The organism is Vibrio sp. CUB2, assembly GCF_001557945.1.
GTDB lineage: Bacteria > Pseudomonadota > Gammaproteobacteria > Enterobacterales > Vibrionaceae > Vibrio > Vibrio owensii.
In genome coordinates this window covers 107272-130841 of the sequence record NZ_LNRB01000016.1, presented here as the reverse complement: position 1 = coordinate 130841, position 23570 = coordinate 107272, and the positions used below count along the sequence as shown (strand labels likewise).

At 45.8% G+C, this 23570-nt stretch carries 18 protein-coding genes; 11 read left to right on the top strand and 7 right to left on the bottom strand.

Annotation, left to right across the window (positions count from 1 at the left end):
- Positions 1–20: 20 nt before the first annotated feature.
- The 3 genes from recN to nadK form a co-directional block, all read right to left on the bottom strand.
- Positions 21–1685 (bottom strand): DNA repair protein RecN, encoded by a 1665-nt coding sequence (gene recN / locus ATB78_RS21865; protein ID WP_009705604.1) that lies wholly within the window; start codon positions 1683–1685, stop codon positions 21–23.
- Between the two features lie 168 nt (positions 1686–1853).
- Complete coding sequence (locus ATB78_RS21860; RefSeq protein ID WP_061010485.1) at positions 1854–3041, bottom strand: DUF3103 domain-containing protein; 1188 nt, start codon at positions 3039–3041, stop codon at positions 1854–1856.
- 236 nt (positions 3042–3277) lie between these two features.
- Positions 3278–4162 (bottom strand): NAD(+) kinase, encoded by an 885-nt coding sequence (gene nadK / locus ATB78_RS21855; protein WP_005440235.1) that lies wholly within the window; start codon positions 4160–4162, stop codon positions 3278–3280.
- Between the two features lie 145 nt (positions 4163–4307).
- On the opposite strand from nadK, the gene grpE reads away from it, so the two are divergent.
- Together grpE and ATB78_RS21845 are read left to right on the top strand one after the other, a co-directional pair.
- Positions 4308–4904 (top strand): nucleotide exchange factor GrpE, encoded by a 597-nt coding sequence (gene grpE, locus ATB78_RS21850; protein ID WP_061010483.1) that lies wholly within the window; start codon positions 4308–4310, stop codon positions 4902–4904.
- A gap of 420 nt (positions 4905–5324) precedes the next feature.
- Positions 5325–6599 (top strand): dicarboxylate/amino acid:cation symporter, encoded by a 1275-nt coding sequence (locus ATB78_RS21845; protein WP_009705607.1) that lies wholly within the window; start codon positions 5325–5327, stop codon positions 6597–6599.
- Positions 6600–6694: 95 nt separating this feature from the next.
- Here ATB78_RS21845 and ATB78_RS21840 read toward each other — a convergent pair whose 3' ends face one another.
- On the bottom strand, positions 6695–7042 hold the full coding sequence (locus ATB78_RS21840; RefSeq protein WP_061010481.1) for a four helix bundle protein: 348 nt from the start codon (positions 7040–7042) through the stop codon (positions 6695–6697).
- Positions 7043–7428: 386 nt separating this feature from the next.
- Here ATB78_RS21840 and dnaK point away from each other — a divergent pair, with 386 nt between their 5' ends.
- Both dnaK and dnaJ read left to right on the top strand, forming a co-directional pair.
- On the top strand, positions 7429–9345 hold the full coding sequence (gene dnaK, locus ATB78_RS21835) for a molecular chaperone DnaK (protein WP_061010480.1): 1917 nt from the start codon (positions 7429–7431) through the stop codon (positions 9343–9345).
- Between the two features lie 204 nt (positions 9346–9549).
- Positions 9550–10698 carry a molecular chaperone DnaJ gene (dnaJ, locus tag ATB78_RS21830; protein WP_005440230.1) on the top strand — a complete coding sequence of 383 codons (1149 nt, stop codon included), beginning with the start codon at positions 9550–9552 and terminating at the stop codon, positions 10696–10698.
- 96 nt (positions 10699–10794) lie between these two features.
- Here dnaJ and ATB78_RS21825 read toward each other — a convergent pair whose 3' ends face one another.
- Positions 10795–11232 carry a type IV pilin protein gene (locus tag ATB78_RS21825; protein ID WP_039984731.1) on the bottom strand — a complete coding sequence of 146 codons (438 nt, stop codon included), beginning with the start codon at positions 11230–11232 and terminating at the stop codon, positions 10795–10797.
- Between the two features lie 103 nt (positions 11233–11335).
- Here ATB78_RS21825 and ATB78_RS21820 point away from each other — a divergent pair, with 103 nt between their 5' ends.
- The 6 genes from ATB78_RS21820 to tadA all read left to right on the top strand — a co-directional run bounded on the left by ATB78_RS21820 (position 11336) and on the right by tadA (position 16888).
- The gene (locus ATB78_RS21820; protein ID WP_061010478.1) at positions 11336–11851 is read left to right on the top strand and encodes a GspH/FimT family pseudopilin; all 516 of its coding nucleotides are present in this window, start codon (positions 11336–11338) and stop codon (positions 11849–11851) included.
- 9 nt (positions 11852–11860) lie between these two features.
- Complete coding sequence (locus ATB78_RS21815; RefSeq protein ID WP_061010477.1) at positions 11861–12487, top strand: hypothetical protein; 627 nt, start codon at positions 11861–11863, stop codon at positions 12485–12487.
- Positions 12487–13728, top strand: a complete 1242-nt coding sequence (locus ATB78_RS21810; RefSeq protein WP_061010475.1) for a hypothetical protein — start codon at positions 12487–12489, stop codon at positions 13726–13728. The genes ATB78_RS21815 and ATB78_RS21810 overlap by 1 nt, the downstream gene beginning before the upstream one ends.
- The gene (locus ATB78_RS21805; RefSeq protein WP_005440224.1) at positions 13718–14128 is read left to right on the top strand and encodes a prepilin-type N-terminal cleavage/methylation domain-containing protein; all 411 of its coding nucleotides are present in this window, start codon (positions 13718–13720) and stop codon (positions 14126–14128) included. The genes ATB78_RS21810 and ATB78_RS21805 overlap by 11 nt, the downstream gene beginning before the upstream one ends.
- Before the next feature lie 289 nt (positions 14129–14417).
- Entirely contained in the window at positions 14418–15977 is a 1560-nt protein-coding gene (locus ATB78_RS21800; RefSeq protein WP_005440222.1) for an AbgT family transporter, read from the top strand.
- Between the two features lie 377 nt (positions 15978–16354).
- Positions 16355–16888 carry a tRNA adenosine(34) deaminase TadA gene (gene tadA / locus ATB78_RS21795; RefSeq protein WP_061010473.1) on the top strand — a complete coding sequence of 178 codons (534 nt, stop codon included), beginning with the start codon at positions 16355–16357 and terminating at the stop codon, positions 16886–16888.
- A gap of 100 nt (positions 16889–16988) precedes the next feature.
- On the opposite strand, the gene ATB78_RS30285 is transcribed toward tadA, so the two are convergent.
- Both ATB78_RS30285 and mltF read right to left on the bottom strand, forming a co-directional pair.
- On the bottom strand, positions 16989–17123 hold the full coding sequence (locus ATB78_RS30285) for a hypothetical protein (RefSeq protein ID WP_005447629.1): 135 nt from the start codon (positions 17121–17123) through the stop codon (positions 16989–16991).
- A gap of 287 nt (positions 17124–17410) precedes the next feature.
- On the bottom strand, positions 17411–19015 hold the full coding sequence (gene mltF, locus ATB78_RS21790) for a membrane-bound lytic murein transglycosylase MltF (protein ID WP_061010471.1): 1605 nt from the start codon (positions 19013–19015) through the stop codon (positions 17411–17413).
- Between the two features lie 323 nt (positions 19016–19338).
- On the opposite strand from mltF, the gene purL reads away from it, so the two are divergent.
- Positions 19339–23235 (top strand): phosphoribosylformylglycinamidine synthase, encoded by a 3897-nt coding sequence (purL, locus tag ATB78_RS21785; protein ID WP_061010469.1) that lies wholly within the window; start codon positions 19339–19341, stop codon positions 23233–23235.
- The last annotated feature ends 335 nt before the right edge of the window (positions 23236–23570 follow it).

The following is a 23570-nucleotide window of genomic DNA, read 5'->3' as shown; positions in this document are numbered from 1 at the left end:
CCCTTATTAAGGCTAAGTCGTTAAGCTGCAATAAGCAGTTCTTTTGCGTTTGCCAGTGTAGAGTCAGTGATTTGGCTGCCACCAAGTAAGCGAGCGAGTTCTGCCACACGTTGCTCTTCATCCAGTGAGCGCATTTGTGTTTCAGTTTGGCCACTTTTGGTGTGTTTCGCGACAAACATCTGTTGGTGACCACAACCAGCAACTTGCGGCAAGTGGGTAACACACATGACTTGGGTCGATTCACCTAGTTTGCGTAGCATCTTGCCAACCACGGCAGCTGTTGGGCCACTGATACCTACGTCCACTTCATCGAAGATCAAGCTTGGTGTGTCGACTTTCTGAGCAGTAATCACTTGGATAGCCAAGGAGATACGCGATAGCTCACCACCAGACGCGACTTTAGCGATAGGCTGCAATGGCTGACCGGGGTTGGTTGAAACCAAGAAGCATACGCTGTCCATGCCTAGTGGAGATGGATGCGCGTTTTCGTTGTTCACTTCGATGCTGAACACTGCTTTTTCCATGCTCAACTCGTGCATGCTTTGCGTGATCAGCTTGTTCAATTCTTTAGCATAACGGCTGCGTGATTTGTGCAGTTTTTCTGCTTGAGTTAAGAAGCTTTGGTATTTCTGTTCCACTTCTTGTGCTAATTCATCTAAGCGTTCATCAGAGCAATCTAGTGCTTCGATTTGTGCTAGCAGATCTTGGTGATGTTGGTAGAGCTCATCAGGCATCACATGGTGTTTGCGAGCCATCGACATCACTTTAGAAAAACGTTCTTCGACATAAGCCATGCGACCTGGATCGACATCGATGCCGTCAAGGTAGCTGCGAAGTTCGTTTTTGGTTTCTTCTAGCTGGATCATTGCTTCTGACAGCATGTTTGGTAGTTCAGCTAATTTCTCATCTAATTCCGCTAATTGGATTAGGGAGTGATTGGCCGATTGCAAAATACCAAGCGCATTGACTTCTTCACCTTCGTAAATAAGTTCGATGGCTTGCTGGCAGGTAGCGGCAAGTTCACCGCTATTGGACAGTCGTTTGTGCTCTTGCTCGAGCTCTGCAAATTCTTCTTCACCTAGCGATAACTCATTCAGTTCTTTGATTTGGTATTCAAGCAACTGCTTTTGCGCCTGGTTTTGCTGGCTGTTCTCTTTTAGTTGCTTAAGGTTATTGTCTGCCTGACGCCAATGCTGGTAAGCACTGCGTGTGCTTTTGAGTAGGTTTAAATGTCCTGCATATTGGTCAAGCATGGCCATTTGATGCTCGCTTTTCATCAGTTGATGATGTGCGTGCTGTCCATGGATGTTGATCAACAACTGCCCAAGAGATTTGAGTTGTGAAAGTGGGACTGGGCTGCCGTTGATGAAGGCTCTAGAGCGGCCTTCTTTAGTGATGATGCGACGCAAGATACATTCGCTGCCATCCAGCAGGTCGTTATCTTCTAGCCAACGCGTTGCGTGTAGATTGTTGTCCAGTAAAAAGGCTGCGCTGACTTCTGTTTTTTCTTCGCCTTGTCGCACCATGCCTGCATCGGCACGCCCGCCTAAACAAAGACCTAAAGCATCAATTGCAATAGATTTACCTGCACCTGTTTCACCAGTGATGGTGGTCATGCCCTTTGAAAGCTCGAGCTGTAAAGATTTAACAATCGCAAAATTATTAACACTTAGATGAGCCAGCATTTTTATTTACCTGTATAACTGAACAATACTGTATAAGAAAACAGTATATACTGTTTCTTTATACAGTAAAGGTGGGTTAGGTATTTTTTCTCAAAGAAGCGATTTTTTGTGAGGGAGAAGGGAAAAATAGGTCGTAGAAAATGCAACGACCTATTTAAATTGAACAAGTTACGGGCGAGTTGGATTAATTGTGAGCGGCTCTAAAGTAACCACTGCGTTGACGCCGGCACCTGGATGGTCGACATAAGAAGTGTCTTGCATCAGCGTGTAGTAAACATCGACAAAATCATCATCGTTGGTGAGTGCTCCATCAGGGATCGCATCGATAATTTTGTTCGTGATCTGAGGAATGATGGCGTATGCCTGTACTTCTGGATCTGGAATTGCCTTCAGAACCTCTTCAGCAACCTGAACAAGCAGCTTGGCTAACTGTTTGTAATCGGTGCCGTCATCTTGCTCCATCAAGACGATATCCGCCGCCCCCCAACGGTAACGAGACCAGTGAATGATGATTTGGTTCGGATAGTAATCTTGATTGTCGTAATCCAAATATGGAAGTTCGACCAAGTCTAACGCTGGCTCGTCACGGCTTGGGTTGACGCCAGTAACGATGGCGTAGATTTCTGCTTTGCCCGAGATCCAAGGTTCTTGATCATCTGAAAGACGAATCTTCTTAAGTTGCGTGGTTTGAATTGGTTGAGTGGAGCTTGTTGCACTGGCCAGAAGAGGGGCATTAGCTCGCTGGTTATCGGATAGATATGGCTGAACCATGGTCGCTTGGCCTAAGCTTTTCATCTCTGCTTGCATGGCTTGCAGGCCAGCTTTGAGTTCTGCAGAGCTATTGTTATCAATAACCAAAACCGGTACGTCAGGAAGTTGATAAACGTCCAACTGGTGGATTTGACCATAGACATCGTACGCTTCGATGTATTGCCATTGCTCATCATCGCCACTTGGTTCAAAAGCAAATAGGGGGCTAATTTTGCCTTCTTGCCATACATCTAGCATCGCTTCATTTGCAAGGCGAACTTCGAGAAGCTGTTCTGAGTATTCTGAAATGCCTTTCCATGAGCGAATTTGTGTATCGGCTTGTACAAGTTGTTTACTGAAAGCTGATAGGGGAGTTTGTTCAACAAAAGAAGAAACAGGGATATTGATGTGCTCTGCGGTGATGTCTCGGCGCAGCATCGGTTCTATGTCGGTGTAGCTCTCACTGAGTTGTTGTGCCAACGCTCGTTTAGTGTCGGTGATGTCCTCGGCTTTTGCGTTTGAAATATCGGTAACCTTTGCCTCCTCAGATTGGCAGCCCATAAGCGCTAACGTACTGAGAGCGGACAATATAATTGTTTTTTTCATAATGCGTCCTTTGAGATAACTGGTATGAAATAGAGTTTATATTCTATTCATGGCGAGAATATCACCGGACATCGAGCATTCAATTCGAGCGTTAAGGTTTGTATAAATTTTGCACACAAGATCTAAATTTATAAAATTAATTTTAACGTTGCTTGATTGAATGTCGTTTGGCTTTTACAAGAGGCTTTTATGGCAGAGAAGAAAAAAGGTTGATGCTCTCACACCAACCTTTATTGCTAAAACAGTTTGCTTGACCAACCAAGCTTATTTCTTAGTACGTGATAGTAGCTGTAGTCCTTCGGATGGATCAGCTTTAGAACGTTCGGGCTCTGATAGATATGAATTTCATCGCCTGGAGAGACTGGCAGAGAAACCTGTCCGTCGCAACTAACTTCTTGTGTGCCGCGGTTTTCTGGCGAAACGACCAGTTTGATACGACGTTTTCCATCCACAACTAGCGGTCGACTAGACAATGTGTGTGGGAACATTGGCACCAGAGAAATCGCGTTTAGGCTTGGTGACAAAATTGGGCCGCCCCCAGACAAAGAGTAAGCCGTAGAGCCCGTTGGAGTAGAAACAATTAACCCATCGGCACGCAGTGAGAACGCGAAGCTGTTATCAATATAGACTTCGAATTCAATCATGTGCGCGACTTGGCCAGGGTGCAAGACCGCTTCGTTCAATGCTGCGTTGTGACTCTTGATTTGACCGTGACGATGGATTTCTGCTTCCAATAAAAAGCGCTCTTCCTCAATGTATTCGCCTTTTAATACGGCCTTCAGTGCTTCTTTAAAGTCATCAGGATCAAGGTCAGTCAGGAAGCCCAAGTTTCCTCGGTTTACCCCAATGACAGCCACATCAAAACGAGACAAGATGCGAGCTGCGCCTAACATGTTGCCATCACCGCCAACGACAATAGCGAGATCGGCGTTTTTACCCAGTTCAACAAGGCTAGCAAACTGGTTTTGCGGGATTTCGTCTAAAATTGCAGCAAGGCGATCATCGATAAAGACTTGGTAACCTTCAGAGGTCAGCCATTCGTATAACTCTCTATGAGTTTGAATTGCCTGCTGATCTCGTGGTTTTCCGATAATCGCGATCACGTTACATGGGTTTTTCATAGCATTTCCGCATTAAAGAGGCTTGAATCAGGAATCTTCATCCCCATAATAATGGCAAGTTACCTAAATATGCGAATTTTTATGTGGTTAAAGCCCACAAAACGTGAGTGGCTTTAAGGACATTAAGTTGAATTCTGGAGATATCATGAGCAACGAAGAAAACAAAGTTACAGAAGAAGAGCTTGATCAAATCATCGAAGAAGCTGAGAAAGTAGAAGCGGCAGCGCAAGAAGCTGAAGCAGAACTTGAAGAGATTGGTGATGAGAAAGACGCTAAGATTGCTCAACTAGAAGCAGCACTACTGTCTAGCGAGACAAAAGTGAAAGACCAGCAAGATGCGGTTCTTCGCTCTAAAGCTGAAGTAGAAAACATGCGTCGTCGTACTGAGCAAGAAATCGATAAAGCTCGTAAGTACGCTCTGAACAAATTCGCTGAAGAACTACTTCCAGTTATCGATAACCTAGAGCGTGCTATCCAAGCTGTGGATGCAGAGCACGAAGTGGTTAAGCCAATTCTTGAAGGTGTTGAGCTAACACACAAGACATTTGTAGACGCAGTATCGAAATTCGGTTTGAAAGAGATCAACCCAGAAGGTGAAGCATTCAACCCTGAATTCCACCAAGCGATGTCTATTCAAGAAAGCCCTGACCATGAATCAAACACAGTAATGTTTGTGATGCAAAAAGGCTACGAGCTAAACGGTCGAGTTATTCGTCCTGCAATGGTTATGGTTGCTAAGTAATCAGTTAACTCATTGATATAAATATATTAAAACGCCCGCTCTTAAACAGCGGGCGTTTTTGTTTCAAACATCCCTTTAACCATATTCACCCCTCTGAATATGCGATGAATTTGAAATTTGATCCCCTTCAAAGTTTTTCTTATTGGGAAATAATTTTCCTATAGGGGATATCCTTTCTTTATCTTGCGTACTTATGGAATGCTGTGTCTATAAGTGTCTGTTATGACTTGCCTTCAAAATTAAATTCTGAATATGAATGTGAATCTGGTGATTTACTTTTAATGTTATTTATTAACATTCTTGTAAAGAAAGTCTTTATTTTGTAACTCTGATGTGTATTATTCGCGAGGTCTGCCGTAAAAATCAGCAGATGTAACTATAAAAATATAAATAGCAAACACAACATTTCGGAGATTTATGATGGATAAATCGCTTTCTAGTAAGATTTTTATCGGCTTGTTCGCCGGCCTCGTGCTGGGTACAGCTATTCAGTACTTATTTAGCGGTATTGCGATTTTTGATACCTATATCTTAGGTACAGCAGAAGGTGCGGGCGGCATGTTCGTTTCGCTAATTAAACTTCTGGTTGTTCCTCTGGTTTATGTATCAATTGTATGTGGCATCGTGGAGCTTAAAGATATTCGTTCTTTTGGTCGCTTAGGTGGTAAAACCTTTACTCTTTACATTTTGAATACCGTCGTCGCGATCGTTGCTGCTCTTACTGTTGCTATGATTGTTCAGCCTGGTGCAGGTGCAAACCTTGCGGGTACGATCTCTGACTCTGTGGCACTTAAGTCAACAGAAACGCCAGACATCTTCTCTATGGTTGTGAACATTGTCCCAAGCAACCCAGTTCAGGCGTTTGCAAATGGTGACATGCTACAAATTATCTTTATGGCAATTCTGACAGGTCTTGCAATTCAAGCGCTTGATTCAAAAGGCGGCCCAGCGGTTCGTACTTTTAAGATGGCGAACGAAATCATGATGAAGCTGATTGGCTTAGTGATGAGCCTAGCGCCATACGGTGTGTTTGCTCTGATGATTCAACTTGGCGCAACCTTGGATGCTGGCACGCTTGCATCGGTAGCAGGTTATGTTGCTCTTGTGGTTTCAATGCTAGTGCTTTGGATCTTCGTGGTATACCCACTAGCGGTTCAAATGTTTACAGGTATTTCTGCGCGTGAGTTCTCTCGTAAGACGCGTGAGCAAGTGCTGTTCTCTCTATCTACAGCAAGCTCAAATGCGACGATTCCAGTAACGATGCGTACTCTTACTGACAAGATTGGTGTGTCTAAGTCGGTCGCTGGTTTTGGTGTACCACTAGGTGCAACTATGAACATGGCGGGGGCTTCAATCTACATCGCAATCGCAGCGGTATTCTGTGCAAACGCGTTTGGTCAGCCTATCGCGGTATCTGACCTAGTGACTCTAGGCTTCACGGTTCTGCTATTGTCTATCGGTGCAGGCGGTGTTCCTGGCGGTGGTGTAGTAATGGTTGGCGTTATCCTTCACCAATTGGGTCTACCACCAGAAGGTCTAGCAATTGTTGCAGCGGTTGACCGTATTAACGATATGTTCTGTACATCATCTAACGTAGTCGGCGATACAGCAGTAAACACGATTGTTGCTAAGTCTGAAGGCGAGATTGGTAAAGAAGAAATCGTAGATGCTGAACCAGCACAAGCAAGTGCGTAATTCATAATTGCTCACTCAATCGAATTCAAAGCGAGGTCTTAGGGCCTCGCTTTGTTTTTCATAGAAACGAGAATCGAGATTGAAGAGTCGAGGTATTAGAGCTGTGCTCTATGCTTGGCGATAAGAGCCCCTAAAATCCGTCCAATGTCCTCACATGATGCACATAACTCATCGCAAAAACTTTTTGGAAGATAGCCTAGTTCTCTAGCCTGCATTAACTGAGTTTTGAGTTCTCCGACCGAACCTTTTGCAACATTGAAAAAGTAAGCGGTTTCTTTAGGGCTATTTCGTTCCACACCTTCCGCAATATTGCTTGGGATGGATATACTTGAACGGCGAATCTGATCCCTGAAGGAGTAGTCTTGAATGTGTTGAACGCTGATATAAGTGCGTTTACACAAATCGAAACTTGTTTTCCAGACGTTTAGTTTTTCATATTTCACTTTAACTCCTCGTTAAAGCATTAGTTTCATTCTTTTGTTCTGTTGGAACGTGTAGAAAAAGTATGAACAAATGAGAGTTGACTTTATTTAACCAAAAGAAGTTACACTTTCTCGCTTCTCGCTTCTCGCTTCTCGCTTCTCGCTTCTCGCTTCTCGCTTCTCGCTTCTCGCTTCTCGCTTCTCGCTTCTCGCCTCAACCTTTTGCGCAACTTTTTTCAATTTTTTTTGTTCTCTCCCTTGAAAAGCTATTTGCAGCCCTTATCTATTGGGCATAAGAGAAGCAAACAACATTATTTTTGTTTGTGAGCAAGGGTTGAAACCCGATTCTACGTCCCCACATAGGGGATATAGCAAAACGAAAATAGAATTTATTCGGAGATAGCCTGATGGGTAAAATCATTGGTATTGACTTAGGTACTACTAACTCTTGTGTTGCTGTTCTAGACGGTGACAAGCCACGCGTAATTGAAAACGCAGAAGGCGAGCGTACAACCGCATCTGTTGTTGCATACACAGACGGCGAAACGCTAGTAGGCCAACCTGCTAAACGTCAAGCAGTAACAAACCCAACTAACACGCTATTTGCAATTAAGCGTCTAATTGGTCGTCGTTTTGAAGACGAAGAAGTTCAACGTGACATCGAAATCATGCCTTACAAAATCGTTAAGGCTGACAACGGTGATGCTTGGGTAGAAGCGCAAGGCCAAAAAATGGCGGCTCCTCAAGTTTCAGCTGAAATTCTGAAGAAAATGAAGAAAACTGCTGAAGACTTCCTAGGTGAGGAAGTAACTGGCGCAGTTATCACAGTTCCTGCTTACTTTAACGATGCTCAACGTCAAGCTACAAAAGACGCTGGCCGTATCGCAGGTCTAGAAGTTAAACGTATCATCAACGAACCAACAGCGGCTGCTCTAGCATACGGTCTAGACAAGTCAGGCGGCGACCGCACTATCGCGGTATACGACCTTGGTGGTGGTACATTCGATATCTCTATCATCGAAATCGATGAAGTTGAAGGCGAGAAAACGTTCGAAGTTCTAGCAACTAACGGTGACACTCACCTTGGTGGTGAAGACTTCGATACACGTCTAATCAACTACCTAGTAGACGAGTTCAACAAAGAGCAAGGCATCAACCTTAAGAACGACCCACTAGCGATGCAACGTGTTAAAGAAGCAGCAGAAAAAGCGAAAATCGAGCTTTCTTCTACTTCTCAAACTGACGTAAACCTACCTTACGTGACTGCAGACGCGACTGGTCCTAAGCACATGAACGTGAAAGTGACTCGTGCGAAACTAGAATCTCTAGTTGAAGACCTAGTACAACGTTCTCTTGAGCCACTAAAAGTTGCTCTAGCTGACGCTGACCTATCTGTAAACGACATCACTGACGTAATCCTAGTTGGTGGTCAGACTCGTATGCCTATGGTTCAAGCGAAAGTTGCTGAGTTCTTCGGTAAAGAAGCTCGCCGCGACGTAAACCCTGATGAAGCAGTAGCAATGGGTGCTGCAGTTCAAGGTGGTGTACTTGCTGGTGACGTTAAGGACGTACTTCTACTAGACGTTACTCCACTGTCTCTAGGTATCGAGACAATGGGCGGCGTAATGACTAAGCTAGTTGAGAAAAACACGACTATCCCAACTAAAGCGAACCAAGTTTTCTCTACAGCAGAAGACAACCAGAGCGCGGTAACTATCCACGTTCTTCAAGGTGAGCGTAAGCAAGCGTCTTTCAACAAATCTCTAGGTCAATTCAACCTAGAAGGTATCCAAGCTGCACCACGTGGTATGCCACAAATCGAAGTTACTTTCGACCTAGATGCGGATGGTATCCTACACGTTTCAGCGAAAGATAAGCAGACTGGTAAAGAGCAGAAGATCACTATCCAAGCTTCAGGCGGTCTAAGCGACGAAGACATCGAGAAAATGGTTCAAGAAGCAGAAGCTAACAAAGAAGCGGACAAGAAGTTCGAAGAGCTAGCGGCTGCACGTAACCAAGCTGACCAAATGATTCACGGTACTCGTAAGCAAGTAGAAGAAGCTGGTGAAGCGCTACCTGCAGAAGAGAAAGAGAAGATTGAAGCAGCTATCTCTGAGCTAGAAACTGCACGTAAAGGCGATGACAAAGAAGCGATCGACGCTAAAGTTCAAGCGCTAATGACGGCAGCTCAAAAGCTAATGGAAATCGCTCAACAACAAGCTCAAGCGCAACAAGCACAAGGTGCTGACGCTGAGGCTCAACAGTCTAAAGAAGACGACGTAGTTGATGCTGAGTTCGAAGAAGTTAAAGACGACAAGAAATAATATTATTTCTAACTAGGCGGCCTATGGTCGCCTAGAGTCGATAAGACTTTTGTACGCGGGCGTTTGGGGTAACTCTTACGCCCGTCTGTTTGTCAAAGCTGTCTTTCTAGTTAAGTATTTTGCAATGAGTGCACTTACCTAGAACGATACAAACACCAAGCGGTAAATCATGCCGTTTGCAGTAATTAATTGGTGACGAAGAACATGTCAAAACGTGATTTTTACGAAGTATTAGGCGTAGGCCGTGATGCCTCTGAGCGCGATATCAAAAAGGCGTACAAGCGTCTAGCGATGAAATTCCACCCAGACCGTAACCAGGGTGATGAGTCTGCTGCGGACAAGTTTAAAGAAGTAAAAGAAGCGTACGAAATTCTCACTGACCCTCAAAAGAAAGCGGCGTACGATCAGTACGGCCATGCTGCTTTTGAACAAGGCGGTGGCGGCTTCGGCGGCGGCGGTTTTGGTGGCGGTGGCGCTGATTTCGGCGACATCTTTGGCGATGTGTTCGGTGATATCTTTGGTGGCGGCCGTCGTGGCGGTGGTCAGCAGCGCGCGCAACGTGGCGCAGACCTGCGTTACAACATGGAACTGTCGCTAGAAGAAGCGGTTCGTGGTGTATCAAAAGAGATCGAAGTACCTACGCTTGTACACTGTGATACCTGTGATGGTAGTGGCGCGAAGAAAGGCTCTTCAGCTGAGACTTGTGGTACCTGTCATGGTCACGGTCAAGTTCAGATGCGTCAAGGCTTCTTTGCAGTACAGCAGACCTGTCCTACCTGTCACGGTAAAGGCAAGATCATCAAAGACCCATGTAACGAATGTCATGGTCAAGGCCGTAAGCAGAAAACTAAGACACTTAACGTTAAGATCCCTGCTGGTGTTGATACTGGCGACCGTATTCGTCTATCTGGCGAAGGTGAAGCGGGAGAAATGGGCGCACCAGCAGGTGACCTATACGTGCAAGTTCACGTGAGAGAGCATCATATCTTTGAACGTGAAGGCAACAACCTATACTGTGAAGTGCCAGTAAGCTTTGCTATGGCAGCTCTAGGTGGTGAAGTTGAAGTTCCGACGCTAGATGGCCGTGTGAACCTTAAAGTACCTACAGAAACGCAAACAGGTCGTATGTTCCGTATGCGTGGTAAAGGTGTGAAAGGCGTTCGTGGCGGCGGTGTGGGTGACCTAATCGTTAAGCTAGTGGTTGAGACACCAGTTAACCTAAGTTCTCGTCAAAAAGAATTGCTGAAAGAGTTTGATGAGTCTTGTGGTGGCGATGCCGCAACTAAACACAAGCCAAAATCTGAAGGCTTCTTCAACGGTGTGAAAAAATTCTTTGATGACCTAACTAGCTAATAACAGAGTTAGATGAATCTAATAAAAAGCCTGCAGTGATGCAGGCTTTTTTGTGCCAGTTAATTGGTGATGAGTTATCTGTGAATGGAGTTTTCCCTAATCCCAACAAGCGCTTGGTGATTCAATATTCGTCGAAGTTAATGTTATTTTTTTATCTTGGCCGCTCGGAAAGCAGCTGTCCCCATCTTGTCCACGATCAGATTTTGCGGTTGCTGTAATTGTATATGCTGCTGTTGCTGAGCTTGCGATGGAAAATGAGAAGCGGTCTGCGTCCGAATCACAAATCGTACAACTACCCCCAGATATAATCCCGCTCCAGTCATAGCCACCGTTGTAAGTAGTTTCGAGTTCTAACTGAATACGACTGATGTCACTCAACGCAACAGTGCGATGTGCAGTGATCGCGTGGTTGGAATAAGACGGATAGGCGATAGCTGCAATGATTCCTACAATCACTACGGCAATCAGTAATTCGACCAATGTCATCCCTCTTAATCGTCTGTTGTATCCGTTGCAACGAGAAATTCGAATCATGACGAGTCGTTTCCTTTTCACTTTTCCGCCTATTTTTCTCAGGTGATAGCATCTGCGCAAGATGAATTACGGCGCTTTTGCCGTTTGCATAGGAATTTGGGAAATGCCTCGCGGGTTTACGTTGTTGGAGCTTCTGATCACCATCGCAGTAATGAGTGTTTTACTGGCGGCGGCAGCACCATCTTTCCAAAATGTTTTTGAAACCAACAAAATGCAGCGCCTAGCCGATGAACTGCATGGTTTTGTTATTCAGGGAAAATCAGAAGCTGTTTTACGCCGAGAGAGGCTGTGGGCGCACTTTATCATGTCCGGTAGTTCATCTAATGATGGTCAGTGGCGCATCGATCTTACTGATAACGGAACTGAGGGCGCAGGGACGGTTTTGTTCTCTTTTTCAGGAGCGCCTTATGAAGGGATCGTCGTTACACCTAATTACGCTTCCGACCAAATCAGTTTCGACGACGTTCATGGTCGTCCTTCTTCCGGCAATATCAAATTCTATCCGGTAGGGGAATCTGCAAAAGCACTCAAACTCATCTCCCACACTCTTTCTGCTCGCGTTCGTGTATGCAGCGATAACAATAATACCGAGCTCTTCGGTTACTCAACGTGTTCTTAAGAGGTGAATATGTTTAACCAAAAAGGTTCCAGCCTGGTTGAGTTTATGATTGCTTCTTCTTTAGGGCTGATTTCTTTGGGTATTGTCGGCTCGCTTTATATCAGTGGGCAGAAGGTAGCGATGGAACGCTCAAAGGAGCTGATGCTATTGCAAAATACGGCCAGTGTTTTACAGATGATGAAAAGTGATATTCAGCGTGCAGGGTTTGATGGTAGCGATGAGAATTCGGTCAAGATCTCTGGTGCCAGCAACACGCTTTACACCATTAGTGGTGCTGATTCTGCGCTTATTGCATACGTTTATAACGTGGGGGTTTCTGGTGCCACGTCTCTGTATAAAAACGTGGTGTATGAACAGCGAGATGGTACGCCAGAGTCGCTCTTTGTGTGTGAAAAGAAGCAAGCCACTATATGGGATATCAATGATGTGGCCAACCTCTCTGGTACAGGGTCGTGTAACACTCTCTTCGATAAAAAGGCGATTCATGTTAATCGGTTTGACCTTGTGAGTGAGGTATTAGAAAACACGGATGCTAAGAGTGCTCTGGTGACGGTTACATTGGGAACAGAGTTAAAAGATGCGACGGGTACTCGTACCGAGCAGTCCTTTACGGTGAAACAAAGGAACTGGCAATAATGAATAAACAACAAGGTGCAGTAGCGTTACTGGTTGTCAGTGTATTACTTGTCGCAACATTAATGATGTCGCTTGGTAGCTACAAGTCTCTTTTCTATCAGATCAAACGTGCCAATAACCAAATTGAAGCACGGCAAGAGCATTGGCGTGCTGAGGGGGGATTGGAGTGTGGTTACGCGATAAATAAAGCGGATATGTCGGTCACACCAAATGCGCAAGACTACTCTAGTTGTTTACAAAGTACTGTTGTTGCAACTCAATCTTTGGTGGATCCCAAATTCTACGAGCTATCTTCAAGCGTAAATAACCGAGTTGAGGCCTTCAAAAGTATTGAAGTGGTTGGTAGGCCAAGTGGAGCTATACAAGCCCGATCTGATTTGAAGTTAATGGGCTCCTATCTTTTTACGCCTGAATTTGTCGAACCGGATACTTGTGTGTCTGTTCGATTTATGACTTCAGTAGCAATGGAAGGCGCCTTTGTTACTACACATCCTTCTGGAAAAACGTGTAGTTCATCTCATATGACTAATACTGCGCGCTCAGGGTTATGCGTCTCTGGTGACTCTAACTGTGATGATTCTGCTGGCATAAACGACTACAAAGTGAAAGTCATTGGTAACAATCAAGATTATATTGGCGACGAAAAGATGTTTGAGCATGATTTTATTTATGACCCAAACCTTGACCCTTTTGAAGCTTTTTTTGGTTACCCTCGCTCCCAATTAACTCAAATAAAAAATGGATTTGTGGTGATTGATGGGAGTGTGGCAAGTAGCTCGTCAACAGTTCAATCTTGTGTTGATAGGATTGTCAGTGCGTTTTCTGTGAGCGATAAAGTGTGGGTGGTTGGTGATTGTGACCTAGAAACCGGTATCGGAATCAACCTTAATGCTAGCCCTAAGCTTCTTGTTATCGAGAATGGCTTATTGTCGGTTAATGGTGCTGACTCTTTTCCCGGAACTGTTTACCAATTGTTTACTTCTACAGTCAGTGACATGACCGCAAGGTGGACATCAGATGTCTCAGTCACTCCATTTATAGGAGGACTCTCTACAGACGAAATAAAGAAACTTACTTTTTTTTCCCGTGGCTCTTTCAAACCTGTTGGTGGATATGTTTTCGACACCCCTGGTGGGTTAAGTGTTTTTGGTGCCGCAGTTAACTTGGAATTTGATTCCACATCCGTACCCAATGATCACAAGAAAATTAAATGGAAAAAGGGCTCTTGGAATGATCTCTAAACAACAAGGTTTTAGTTTAATTGAGGTGCTCATTTCATTCTTGCTACTCGGCATCGGCGCACTTGGTCTGACAAAGCTGCAAATCTATATGGAACGCAAATCAGAATATGCGATTCACAGTATTGAGGCGCTGCGCTTAGCGGAAAATCAACTCGAGTGGTTTCGGACTCGCGGCGCTTCTGATGCGCTTTCTACGATTTCTAGTGCTTCTTTTGCTTCGATCGTGACAGGATCTTCTACTGCGGGAGCTTACACTATGGAATGGGAAGTTCCAGCGGCAACAGTTTCTGGTTCACTCAAAACCATTACCATTACTTCTAGCTGGCAAGACCGGATGGGGGAAACACAATCTGTTGAATTGAAAACTATGATTTCGCAGTATAGTGAGTTCGAAAACTGAGGTGTTTTCTATTCCGCTTATAATTACTTTTATCGTTAATATTGACGCTTTTTATTGCTAATTTCGGTGGTTAACAGGTGGTTTTTCAACTGTTAACGCGAATGGTGTGCTACTGTTTTTTTTATGTTTAATTGATATGGCTTTTTTGCAAAATATGTCTCCAAATATGGAAAAAAACGTAGAACCTTGTGCTTTCTTAATGACTATTTAATAGAATGCTCGGTTGAAAATAGGCCGTTATAATTATTCAAATAGGCCATGGCACCAACATCATTCATATGGAGTTACCATGAGTAACCAAGCAGTAAATAAAGCACCGTCACCGAAGCCGAGCGGTATGGATCGCTTTCTGAACTTTATCGAGCGAGCGGGTAACAAAATTCCTGATCCAGCGATTCTGTTCTTCTGGGCACTAATCATTACTTGGGCTGCGTCTGCACTTTTGTCGAATGTTTCTTTCGACCTTCTAAACCCTCGAACTGGCGAAGCTCTTACTATTACTAACCTTCTAACAGGTGAAGCACTAGCAAGTTTCCTTGCTAACATGGTGACAACGTTCACTGGCTTTGCGCCACTTGGTATCGTTCTTGTAGCGATGTTGGGTGTAGGTGTTGCCGATTCTTCTGGCTTCATCACCACTGGTCTTAAGAAGATGCTGAACTTCACGCCAGCAAAACTTCTTACTCCAATGTTAATTCTTGTGGCAATCGTATCGCACACTGCGGCAGATGCGGGCTACGTTCTAGTTATTCCTCTTGGTGGTATCATCTTCCACGCAGCAGGTCGTCACCCTCTAGCGGGTATCGCGGCAGCGTTCGCAGGTGTATCAGGTGGTTTCTCTGCAAACTTCATCCCTTCAGGTATCGACCCTCTTCTAGCTGGCTTTACGCAAACCGCGGCACAGGTTCTAGACCCTGAATACGTAGTAAACCCTCTAGCAAACATCTTCTTTACTGGTCTATCTTCAGTAATCATCGTTGCTATTGGTTGGTACGTAACTGAGAAAATCATCGAACCTCGTCTAGCTAACACGCCTGTTGATGAAGATGCAGAAAAAGCACCAGATCTTGGTTCTTTCACTGAAACTGAATCAAAAGCGTTCCGTTACGCTGGTTGGGCTATGATGGCAGGTATCGCTCTTCTTGTTGTGGCGCTTATCCCAGAAAACTCTGCACTGCGTTCACCTGAAGGTGAAATCACAGCGTTCTCTGCGCCAATCATGAAGTCTATCGTTCCACTGATCTTCATCCTGTTTATCATTCCGGGTTATGTTTACGGTCGCGTTTCTGGCACGTTCAAGACAAGTAACGACATCATCAAAGCGATGGCGGATACGATGTCTACGATGGGCGCATACATTGTAATGTCGTTCTTCTGTGCGCAGTTCCTATCTGCATTCGCGCAATCAAACATCGGTACGATGCTAGCGCTATATGGTGCGGAAGGTCTTAAAGCGATGAACCTACCAGGTGAAGCAACTATCATCGGTATGATTCTTCTAACGGCTTCTGTAAACCTTCTAATCGGTTCTGCATCAGCGAAGTGGGCTCTTATCGGTCCAATCCTAGTACCTATGCTAATGGCTGTAGGTATCTCTCCTGAGCTATCTCAAGCGGCTTACCGTGTAGGTGACTCTGTATCGAACATCATTTCACCTCTGATGGTATTCTTCCCTCTAGTAGTGGTTTACTGTCAACGTTACGTGAAGTCGACAGGTATCGGTACGCTAGCGTCTCTAATGATGCCATTCTCGATTGCTATGCTAATCGGCTGGTCTATCTTCCTAGTTGCTTACTGGATGCTAGGTATTCCTCTAGGTATTCAAGCGCCATACACTTACACAATGTAAGAACGCTGAAGTTACTAAGTTAATTTAAAAAGCGCTGGTCGAGAGACTGGCGCTTTTTTGTTTTCGGGAATCGAAGAACGGACTTTGTCCTACAGGACGCTGCGCTTCGATAGTCGGGAACGCTTCGCTCTAGGAATCGAGAGGTATGTGCTGGGATATTAGAGGTAAATGCAATGACTCAAAAGGCGTTGACAGTGTTTGCCGTAAATAGACAAAATGAAATCGTCTCTCGTCTCTCGTCTCTCGTCTCTCGTCTCTCGTCTCTCGTCTCTCGTCTCTCGTCTCTCGTCTCTCGTCTCTCGTCTCTTTCCCTTCCTCTCTTTGAAGGTTAAAATCCACTTTAAATTACGACCTATCCAAAATACCGGAGCCTCCTTTTGTCAGATTCTCAGTTTTCCCCTCAAGACGAACTATTTATGCGCCGTGCGATGGAGCTTGCAGAGCAAGCAGAAGCTGAAGGGGAAGTGCCGGTTGGTGCTGTTTTAGTGAAAGACGGAGAGATCATTGCGGAAGGTTGGAACCGTTCAATTTGTGCTCATGATGCGACTGCTCATGCCGAGATCCAGACGTTACGCAAAGCAGGAGAGGCTTTAGGAAACTATCGACTGCTTGATACGACTTTGTATGTCACGCTAGAGCCTTGCCCAATGTGTGCTGGTGCGTTGCTACATAGCCGAGTGAAACGAGTCGTTTACGGTGCGCCTGATTTAAAAGCAGGTGCGGCAGGGACGGTATTGAACTTGTTCGAAAGCCAAGCGGCGTATCATTACGCGACAGTCGAAAGTGGGTTGCTAGAGGATGAATGTCGCTCGCAGTTACAAGCGTTTTTCAAGCGTCGTCGCAAAGAGATTAAAGCGAAGAAGCAAGCGCAAAGAGCGAACGATGATGAACAGGAAATAAAAGGCGAATAGTTTAAGGAAAAGGGCTTCTTAAAGGTGGGGGACTTGGGCTTTTAGTTACTAGTTGCCTTTAGCAAACACCTACTTTGCAGCAGATGTTTGCTTTAAGTTCTCAGTGATTCACTAGGTGAACGAAAACACGGTTACGTGCACTGACTTTCTTTTTCATACACGTAAGCTTGCGCTTACGGCGGTTAGCAGCCACCGTCTTATTCAAACGTTTTGACTGCACTCTGCGTTTTCTCATTATCAGAACCTTTTGCAGACAACGAACACTCTCTCCGACACTCGCATGGCAAAGTGTCTGATTTATTATCAATCGATGACATTCTGATGAGGCACGCTTACGGACGAAGGTGGCATCAGTTCGAGGAGAGGTGACCAAAAGAGCCTCTCTGCTATGCGAGCCCAACCTTGGTAAGGCACCAAGGGGCAGCACAAGCTAGATTAGCCCGAAAGAATGGATTCTAGATAACTTTATCTGTTGACTCAATAAAAAAATAGCGAGCTGTGAGCTCGCTATTTTCGAAAGGTTTATTCCGCTTTTGGTTCGGGTGTCTGTTCCGCCTCTTGAGGTGAACTTTCCTCAGTGTTGGAGATCGTTTCCACCGCTCCAGAAGTCTGCTCCGCCAAGGTTTCCACTGCTCCAGAAATTAACAAATCTGGATTGAGTGGCGGGATCACTTGTAGATCTTCTGTGTCTTCATCAATCGCTGGCTTTTGGCTGACGTGACCAATGATCGACTGGTAGTAGCGACGAATATTTTCGACGTAGTTACGCGCTTCATCACCACGAGCATAACCATAACGAGTTTGACTGTAGAAGCGTTTCTGACGCAGCAATGGTAGGCGTTCTTTCACATCTGCCCATGCATTTGGATCGCCACCTTGCGCTTTCGTTAAGCGTCTTGCATCCATCATATGGCCATAACCCACGTTATAAGAGGCCAATGCAAACCAAATCTTCTCATGCTCATTAATTGAATCTGGCACACGAGCCACGATACGGCGAAGGTATTCCACACCACCACGCACAGACTGCTCTGGGTCTAGGCGGTCAGTCACACCAACGCTCTTCGCTGTTGGCAGCGTTAGCATCATCATTCCACGCACACCTGTTGGCGATTTCGCTTTCGGTTTCCAGTGAGACTCTTGGTATGCCAAGGCTGCAATCAAGCGCCAGTCGAACTCTTCACTGTATTTTTGGAACAGTGGTGACCATTTCGGCAAGGTGTTATCCAAGGCGCGAATAAAGGCACGCGTGTCTACATAGTCGAAAGCTTCAATATGGCCGATGTATTTCTCTTCGAGCGTCGCGAGTTCACCAGACTGCTTAATGTTGCCAAAGAACTCGATCAACATGGCATACAAGCTTTCATCTTCAGAACGACGAGTGAACCAAGAAACGGGTTGCTCTTCGGTTAGCTCAAAAGCCAAAGCTAGATCTGGGTAAAGGCGCTGAGCCAAAGACAGTTCCACAGAGTCTGTAACGGTAAAACGCAGTTCACCTGTCGATACGTGTTTCAGTAGATCTCGAGTATCTGCGTCACCAACAATTTCAAATTGCAGTTCTGGGTGCTCTTTTTGTAGTGCCGTTAGTGTTGGAACAAATTGAGACTGTTCAACGATTTGTAGCGTCTCTGCTCCGGCATTAGTGTCTTCATCGCCCGCTTTCTCATCTTTCGACTCTTGGTAGTTAATGAGTTGGTTGATATCACGAGGACGAAGCTGGCCTTTTTTGTACACCACTTGTTGGCTCACATAGTAGTAAGCAGGCCCAGGACGGAAGCGTTGCACCGCTTGAGAGGTTTGGTTTAAACCGGTTGCGATAATATCGATATCGCCTTTTTTCAGGGCAGGGAATAACTCTGCCTGACGAAAAGCGGGTCTGATCTCGAGCTTAACGCCGAGCTGTTCTGCAAATTTACGCGCCAGTTCATAATCCAAGCCAGCAGGGCCATCAGGACCGATGTAGTAGGAGAGTTGGTTGTTTAGCGTGCCAACACGTAGGACACCGCGCTCTTGGATTTGCTCGAATTCACTTTTGGGTTCCGACTCAATCTGACAGGCAGAAAGTAAAAGCACAGAAGCGAAAAGTAGGGCGCTGCGCTTGAGTCGGTTGAACTGACTTATTTGCATTAATTCGGTACGTCTCGATAAATTTCTAGTTGCCTTTATATCAAAGCGAGCAGGTGGGGCAAAGTGAATCAGACAGATAGAATGCGACATTGTGTGATTTATCGACATTTTAGTCGTAATTCAAATTTGACGAAAAAAATGACGCAAACGGTTGCTTTTGGTGTTACATCACAAAAACAATTGCTATATAATGCGCTCGCAACGAAGAGGTGGCATCGGCATAGGTTTGAAAAACCTTCGGGAATAGCTTCGAAGAAAACAGTATAACCCACTGAATTTATTCCAATATCACCTTAATCACTTGCAATAAGAGACCTAAGCACATGAGAATTTTGCGTGGCTCCCCAGCTCTTTCTGAGTTTCGTGTTAATAAACTACTGGAACTTTGTCGTGAACAAGATCTGCCTGTCACTGGCATTTACGCTGAGTTCATGCACTTTGCGGATCTAAAGTCTGACCTTGATGCTCAAGAGTTGGAAAAACTGGAAAAATTGCTGACTTACGGTCCAACGATCGAAGAGCATGAGCCAGAAGGTCTTCTACTTCTTGTTACGCCTCGTCCGGGCACTATTTCGCCTTGGTCTTCTAAATCTACTGATATCGCAATCAACTGTGGTCTAGACAAAGTAAAACGTCTTGAGCGCGGCACTGCATACTACGTAGAGACATCAACTCCTCTTAACGATGCTCAAATTGCTGATGTAAAAGCACTCATCCATGATCGCATGATGGAAGTGACATTTACTGATTTTGATGCAGCAAATGCGTTATTCCAAGCGGCAGAACCTGCTCCTGTAGCAGATGTTGACCTATTAAAAGGCGGTCGTGCTGCGCTTGAAAACGCAAACGTTACCCTAGGTCTTGCACTTGCAGATGATGAAATCGAATACCTTTACGATGCGTTCGTAAATAAGCTAGAACGCAACCCGACTGACATTGAGCTAATGATGTTTGCACAAGCGAACTCAGAGCACTGTCGTCACAAGATCTTCAATGCAGATTGGACTATCGACGGTGTTAAGCAAGAGAAGTCTCTGTTCAAGATGATCAAAAACACATTTGAAACGACACCAGAAAACGTACTGTCTGCGTACAAAGACAACGCAGCCGTAATGGTAGGTTCTGATGTAGGTCGTTTCTTCCCGAACCCAGAAACTCGCCAGTACGGCTACAGCCAAGAGAAAGCGCACATCCTAATGAAGGTGGAAACGCACAACCACCCAACTGCTATCTCTCCTTGGCCGGGTGCTTCTACAGGTTCAGGCGGTGAAATCCGCGACGAAGGCGCGACTGGTATTGGTGGTAAGCCAAAAGCCGGTCTTGTTGGTTTCACAACATCTAACCTACGTATTCCTGGTTTTGAACAGCCATGGGAAACAGATTTCGGTAAGCCAGGTCGCATCGTTAATGCTCTAGACATCATGCTAGAAGGCCCACTAGGTGGCGCGGCGTTCAACAACGAATTTGGTCGTCCAAACCTACTTGGTTACTTCCGTACTTACGAAGAAAAAGTTAACTCTCACGCAGGTGAAGAGGTTCGTGGTTACCACAAGCCAATCATGATTGCTGGTGGTATGGGTAACATTCGTGACGAGCACGTTCAGAAGAAAGAGATCCCAGTAGGTGCAAGCCTAATCGTACTTGGTGGTCCTGCAATGAACATCGGTCTTGGCGGTGGTGCTGCTTCTTCAATGGCATCTGGTCAATCAGCAGAAGACTTAGATTTCGCTTCAGTACAGCGTGAAAACCCAGAGATGGAGCGTCGCTGTCAGGAAGTGATCGACCGTTGTTGGCAACTTGGTGATGCTAACCCAATCGCATTCATCCACGATGTGGGTGCGGGCGGTATCTCTAACGCACTTCCAGAGCTTGTCGACGATGGCGAACGTGGTGGTATTTTCCAACTGCGTGACGTACCAAATGACGAACCAGGCATGAGCCCACTTGAGATCTGGTGTAACGAATCTCAAGAACGCTACGTAATGGCGGTTGCGCCAGAGAACATGGAAGTATTCGATGCAATCTGTAAGCGTGAGCGCGCACCATACGCAGTAGTAGGCATCGCAACTGAAGAGCGTGAGCTTAAACTTGAAGATTCACACTTCGAGAACACGCCAATTGACATGCCAATGGATGTGCTTCTTGGTAAGACGCCTAAGATGCACCGTGATGCGAAAACGCTAAAAGCAAACAACCCGGCGGTTAACCGTGACGGCATCGAGCTGAACGAAGCCGTGGATCGCGTTCTACGCCTTCCAACGGTTGCAGAAAAAACATTCCTAATCACTATCGGTGACCGCACGGTAACAGGTCTTGTCGCGCGTGACCAAATGGTTGGTCCGTGGCAGGTTCCAGTAGCAAACTGCGCGGTAACTGCAGCAAGTTACGACACTTACCACGGTGAAGCAATGTCGATGGGTGAGCGTACACCAGTTGCTCTATTAGACTTTGGTGCATCGGCTCGTCTAGCGGTTGGTGAAGCAATCACAAACATTGCAGCGACAAACATCGGTGATATCAAACATATTAAACTGTCTGCAAACTGGATGTCTCCAGCCGGTCACCCGGGTGAAGATGCAGGTCTTTACGAAGCGGTGAAAGCTGTGGGTGAAGAGCTATGTCCAGCACTTGGTCTGACTATCCCTGTGGGTAAAGACTCAATGTCGATGAAGACCAAGTGGGAAGAGAACGGCGAACAGAAAGAAGTAACCTCTCCGCTATCTCTCATCATCACTGCGTTTGCTCGTGTTGAAGATGTTCGTAAGACAATCACACCGCAATTGCACACAGATAAAGGTGACACGTCACTGGTTCTTATCGACCTAGGTAACGGGCAAAACCGTCTAGGCGCAACAGCACTTGCGCAGGTTTACAAGCAGCTTGGTGATAAGCCAGCAGATGTAGACAACGCAGCACAACTGAAAGGTTTCTACGAAGGAGTTCAAACTCTAGTAGCAAACGATCAAGTAGTGGCTTATCACGATAAGGGTGACGGTGGTCTATTCGTTACTCTAGCTGAGATGGCATTCGCGGGTCACTGTGGCGTTAAAGCTGACATCGCTGACCTTGGTGAAGATGCAATAGCGGCGCTATTCAACGAAGAACTAGGTGCGGTACTTCAGGTTAAGAACGATGACCTAGACGCTGTACTTTCTACTCTTGCAGCAAACGGTCTTGAAGCGTGTTCACACGTAATTGGCTCTGTAGAAGCATCTGATGAGCTAGTGATTACTTCTGGTGAGACAGTTGTTCTTGAGCGTAACCGCACTGAACTACGTACTATCTGGGCTGAGACAACGCACAAGATGCAAGGTCTACGTGACAACCCAGCATGTGCTGACCAAGAGCACGAAGCTAAGAAAGACAACTCGGACCCAGGTCTGAACGTTAAGCTAAGCTTCGATGTGAACGAAGACATTGCAGCGCCATATATCGCGAAAGGCGCTAAGCCTAAGATGGCAATTCTGCGTGAGCAGGGCGTTAACTCTCACGTTGAGATGGCAGCAGCCTTTGACCGTGCAGGCTTTGAAGCAACAGATATCCACATGAGCGATATCCTAACCGGTCAAGCGGTTCTAGAAGAGTACCAGGGCTTAGTCGCTTGTGGTGGCTTCTCTTACGGTGACGTACTTGGTGCGGGTGAAGGTTGGGCTAAGTCTATCCTGTTCAACGAGCAAGCTCGTAACCAGTTTGAAGGTTTCTTCCAGCGTGAAGATACGTTCTCTCTAGGTGTGTGTAACGGCTGTCAGATGCTATCGAACCTGAAAGAGCTAATCCCAGGGGCAGACCTGTGGCCACGCTTCGTTCGTAACGAATCTGAGCGTTTTGAAGCTCGCTTTAGTCTAGTAGAAGTTCAGAAATCTGATTCTGTGTTCTTCGACGGTATGGCCGGTTCTCGTATGCCAATCGCAGTGTCTCATGGTGAAGGTCGCGTAGAAGTACGTGATGCTGACCACCTAGCAGCGATTGAAGCTTCAGGTACGGTTGCCGTTCGTTACGTGGATAACCACGGTAACCCAACGCAGCAATATCCGAACAACCCGAACGGTTCGCCAAACGCAATCACGGGTCTAACGACTCAAGATGGCCGCGTAACTATCATGATGCCGCACCCAGAGCGTGTATTCCGTACAGTTGCGAACTCATGGTCTCCAGAAGGTTGGGGTGAGAACGGCGCTTGGATGCGTATGTTCCAAAACGCGCGCAAGAACATCGGCTAACCATGACTTAGTCAACGGTTAACGAAAATAGTAAAGCGCTGGTTGAGAGACCGGCGCTTTCTTTTAGGTCGAAGCCCTACAGGGTGCAGCGTTTCGAGAGTCGGGAACACTTCGCTGTAGGAATCGAGAGGTATGTGTTGGAATACTAGTGCTAGATACATGGACTCATAAGGTGTTGACAGTATTAATTCCTAAATAGACAAAATGAAATCGTCTCCCGTCTCCCGTCTCCCGTCTCCCGTCTCCCGTCTCCCGTCTCCCGTCTCCCGTCTCCCGTAAAAAACTTGCAGCGTTTCGGTAACTTTTATGCTCTAATACCGCGCTTACCAAGGGAT

What these genes read in the sequence shown, in the direction of transcription:
- recN (WP_009705604.1), bottom strand. Translation starts at nt 1,685, where the DNA reads ATGCTGGCTCATCTAAGTGTTAATAATTTTGCGATTGTTAAATCTTTA.
- ATB78_RS21860 (WP_061010485.1), bottom strand. Translation starts at nt 3,041, where the DNA reads ATGAAAAAAACAATTATATTGTCCGCTCTCAGTACGTTAGCGCTTATG.
- nadK (WP_005440235.1), bottom strand. Translation starts at nt 4,162, where the DNA reads ATGAAAAACCCATGTAACGTGATCGCGATTATCGGAAAACCACGAGAT.
- grpE (WP_061010483.1), top strand. Translation starts at nt 4,308, where the DNA reads ATGAGCAACGAAGAAAACAAAGTTACAGAAGAAGAGCTTGATCAAATC.
- ATB78_RS21845 (WP_009705607.1), top strand. Translation starts at nt 5,325, where the DNA reads ATGGATAAATCGCTTTCTAGTAAGATTTTTATCGGCTTGTTCGCCGGC.
- dnaK (WP_061010480.1), top strand. Translation starts at nt 7,429, where the DNA reads ATGGGTAAAATCATTGGTATTGACTTAGGTACTACTAACTCTTGTGTT.
- dnaJ (WP_005440230.1), top strand. Translation starts at nt 9,550, where the DNA reads ATGTCAAAACGTGATTTTTACGAAGTATTAGGCGTAGGCCGTGATGCC.
- ATB78_RS21825 (WP_039984731.1), bottom strand. Translation starts at nt 11,232, where the DNA reads ATGATTCGAATTTCTCGTTGCAACGGATACAACAGACGATTAAGAGGG.
- ATB78_RS21820 (WP_061010478.1), top strand. Translation starts at nt 11,336, where the DNA reads ATGCCTCGCGGGTTTACGTTGTTGGAGCTTCTGATCACCATCGCAGTA.
- ATB78_RS21815 (WP_061010477.1), top strand. Translation starts at nt 11,861, where the DNA reads ATGTTTAACCAAAAAGGTTCCAGCCTGGTTGAGTTTATGATTGCTTCT.
- ATB78_RS21810 (WP_061010475.1), top strand. Translation starts at nt 12,487, where the DNA reads ATGAATAAACAACAAGGTGCAGTAGCGTTACTGGTTGTCAGTGTATTA.
- ATB78_RS21805 (WP_005440224.1), top strand. Translation starts at nt 13,718, where the DNA reads ATGATCTCTAAACAACAAGGTTTTAGTTTAATTGAGGTGCTCATTTCA.
- ATB78_RS21800 (WP_005440222.1), top strand. Translation starts at nt 14,418, where the DNA reads ATGAGTAACCAAGCAGTAAATAAAGCACCGTCACCGAAGCCGAGCGGT.
- ATB78_RS30285 (WP_005447629.1), bottom strand. Translation starts at nt 17,123, where the DNA reads ATGAGAAAACGCAGAGTGCAGTCAAAACGTTTGAATAAGACGGTGGCT.
- mltF (WP_061010471.1), bottom strand. Translation starts at nt 19,015, where the DNA reads ATGCAAATAAGTCAGTTCAACCGACTCAAGCGCAGCGCCCTACTTTTC.
- purL (WP_061010469.1), top strand. Translation starts at nt 19,339, where the DNA reads ATGAGAATTTTGCGTGGCTCCCCAGCTCTTTCTGAGTTTCGTGTTAAT.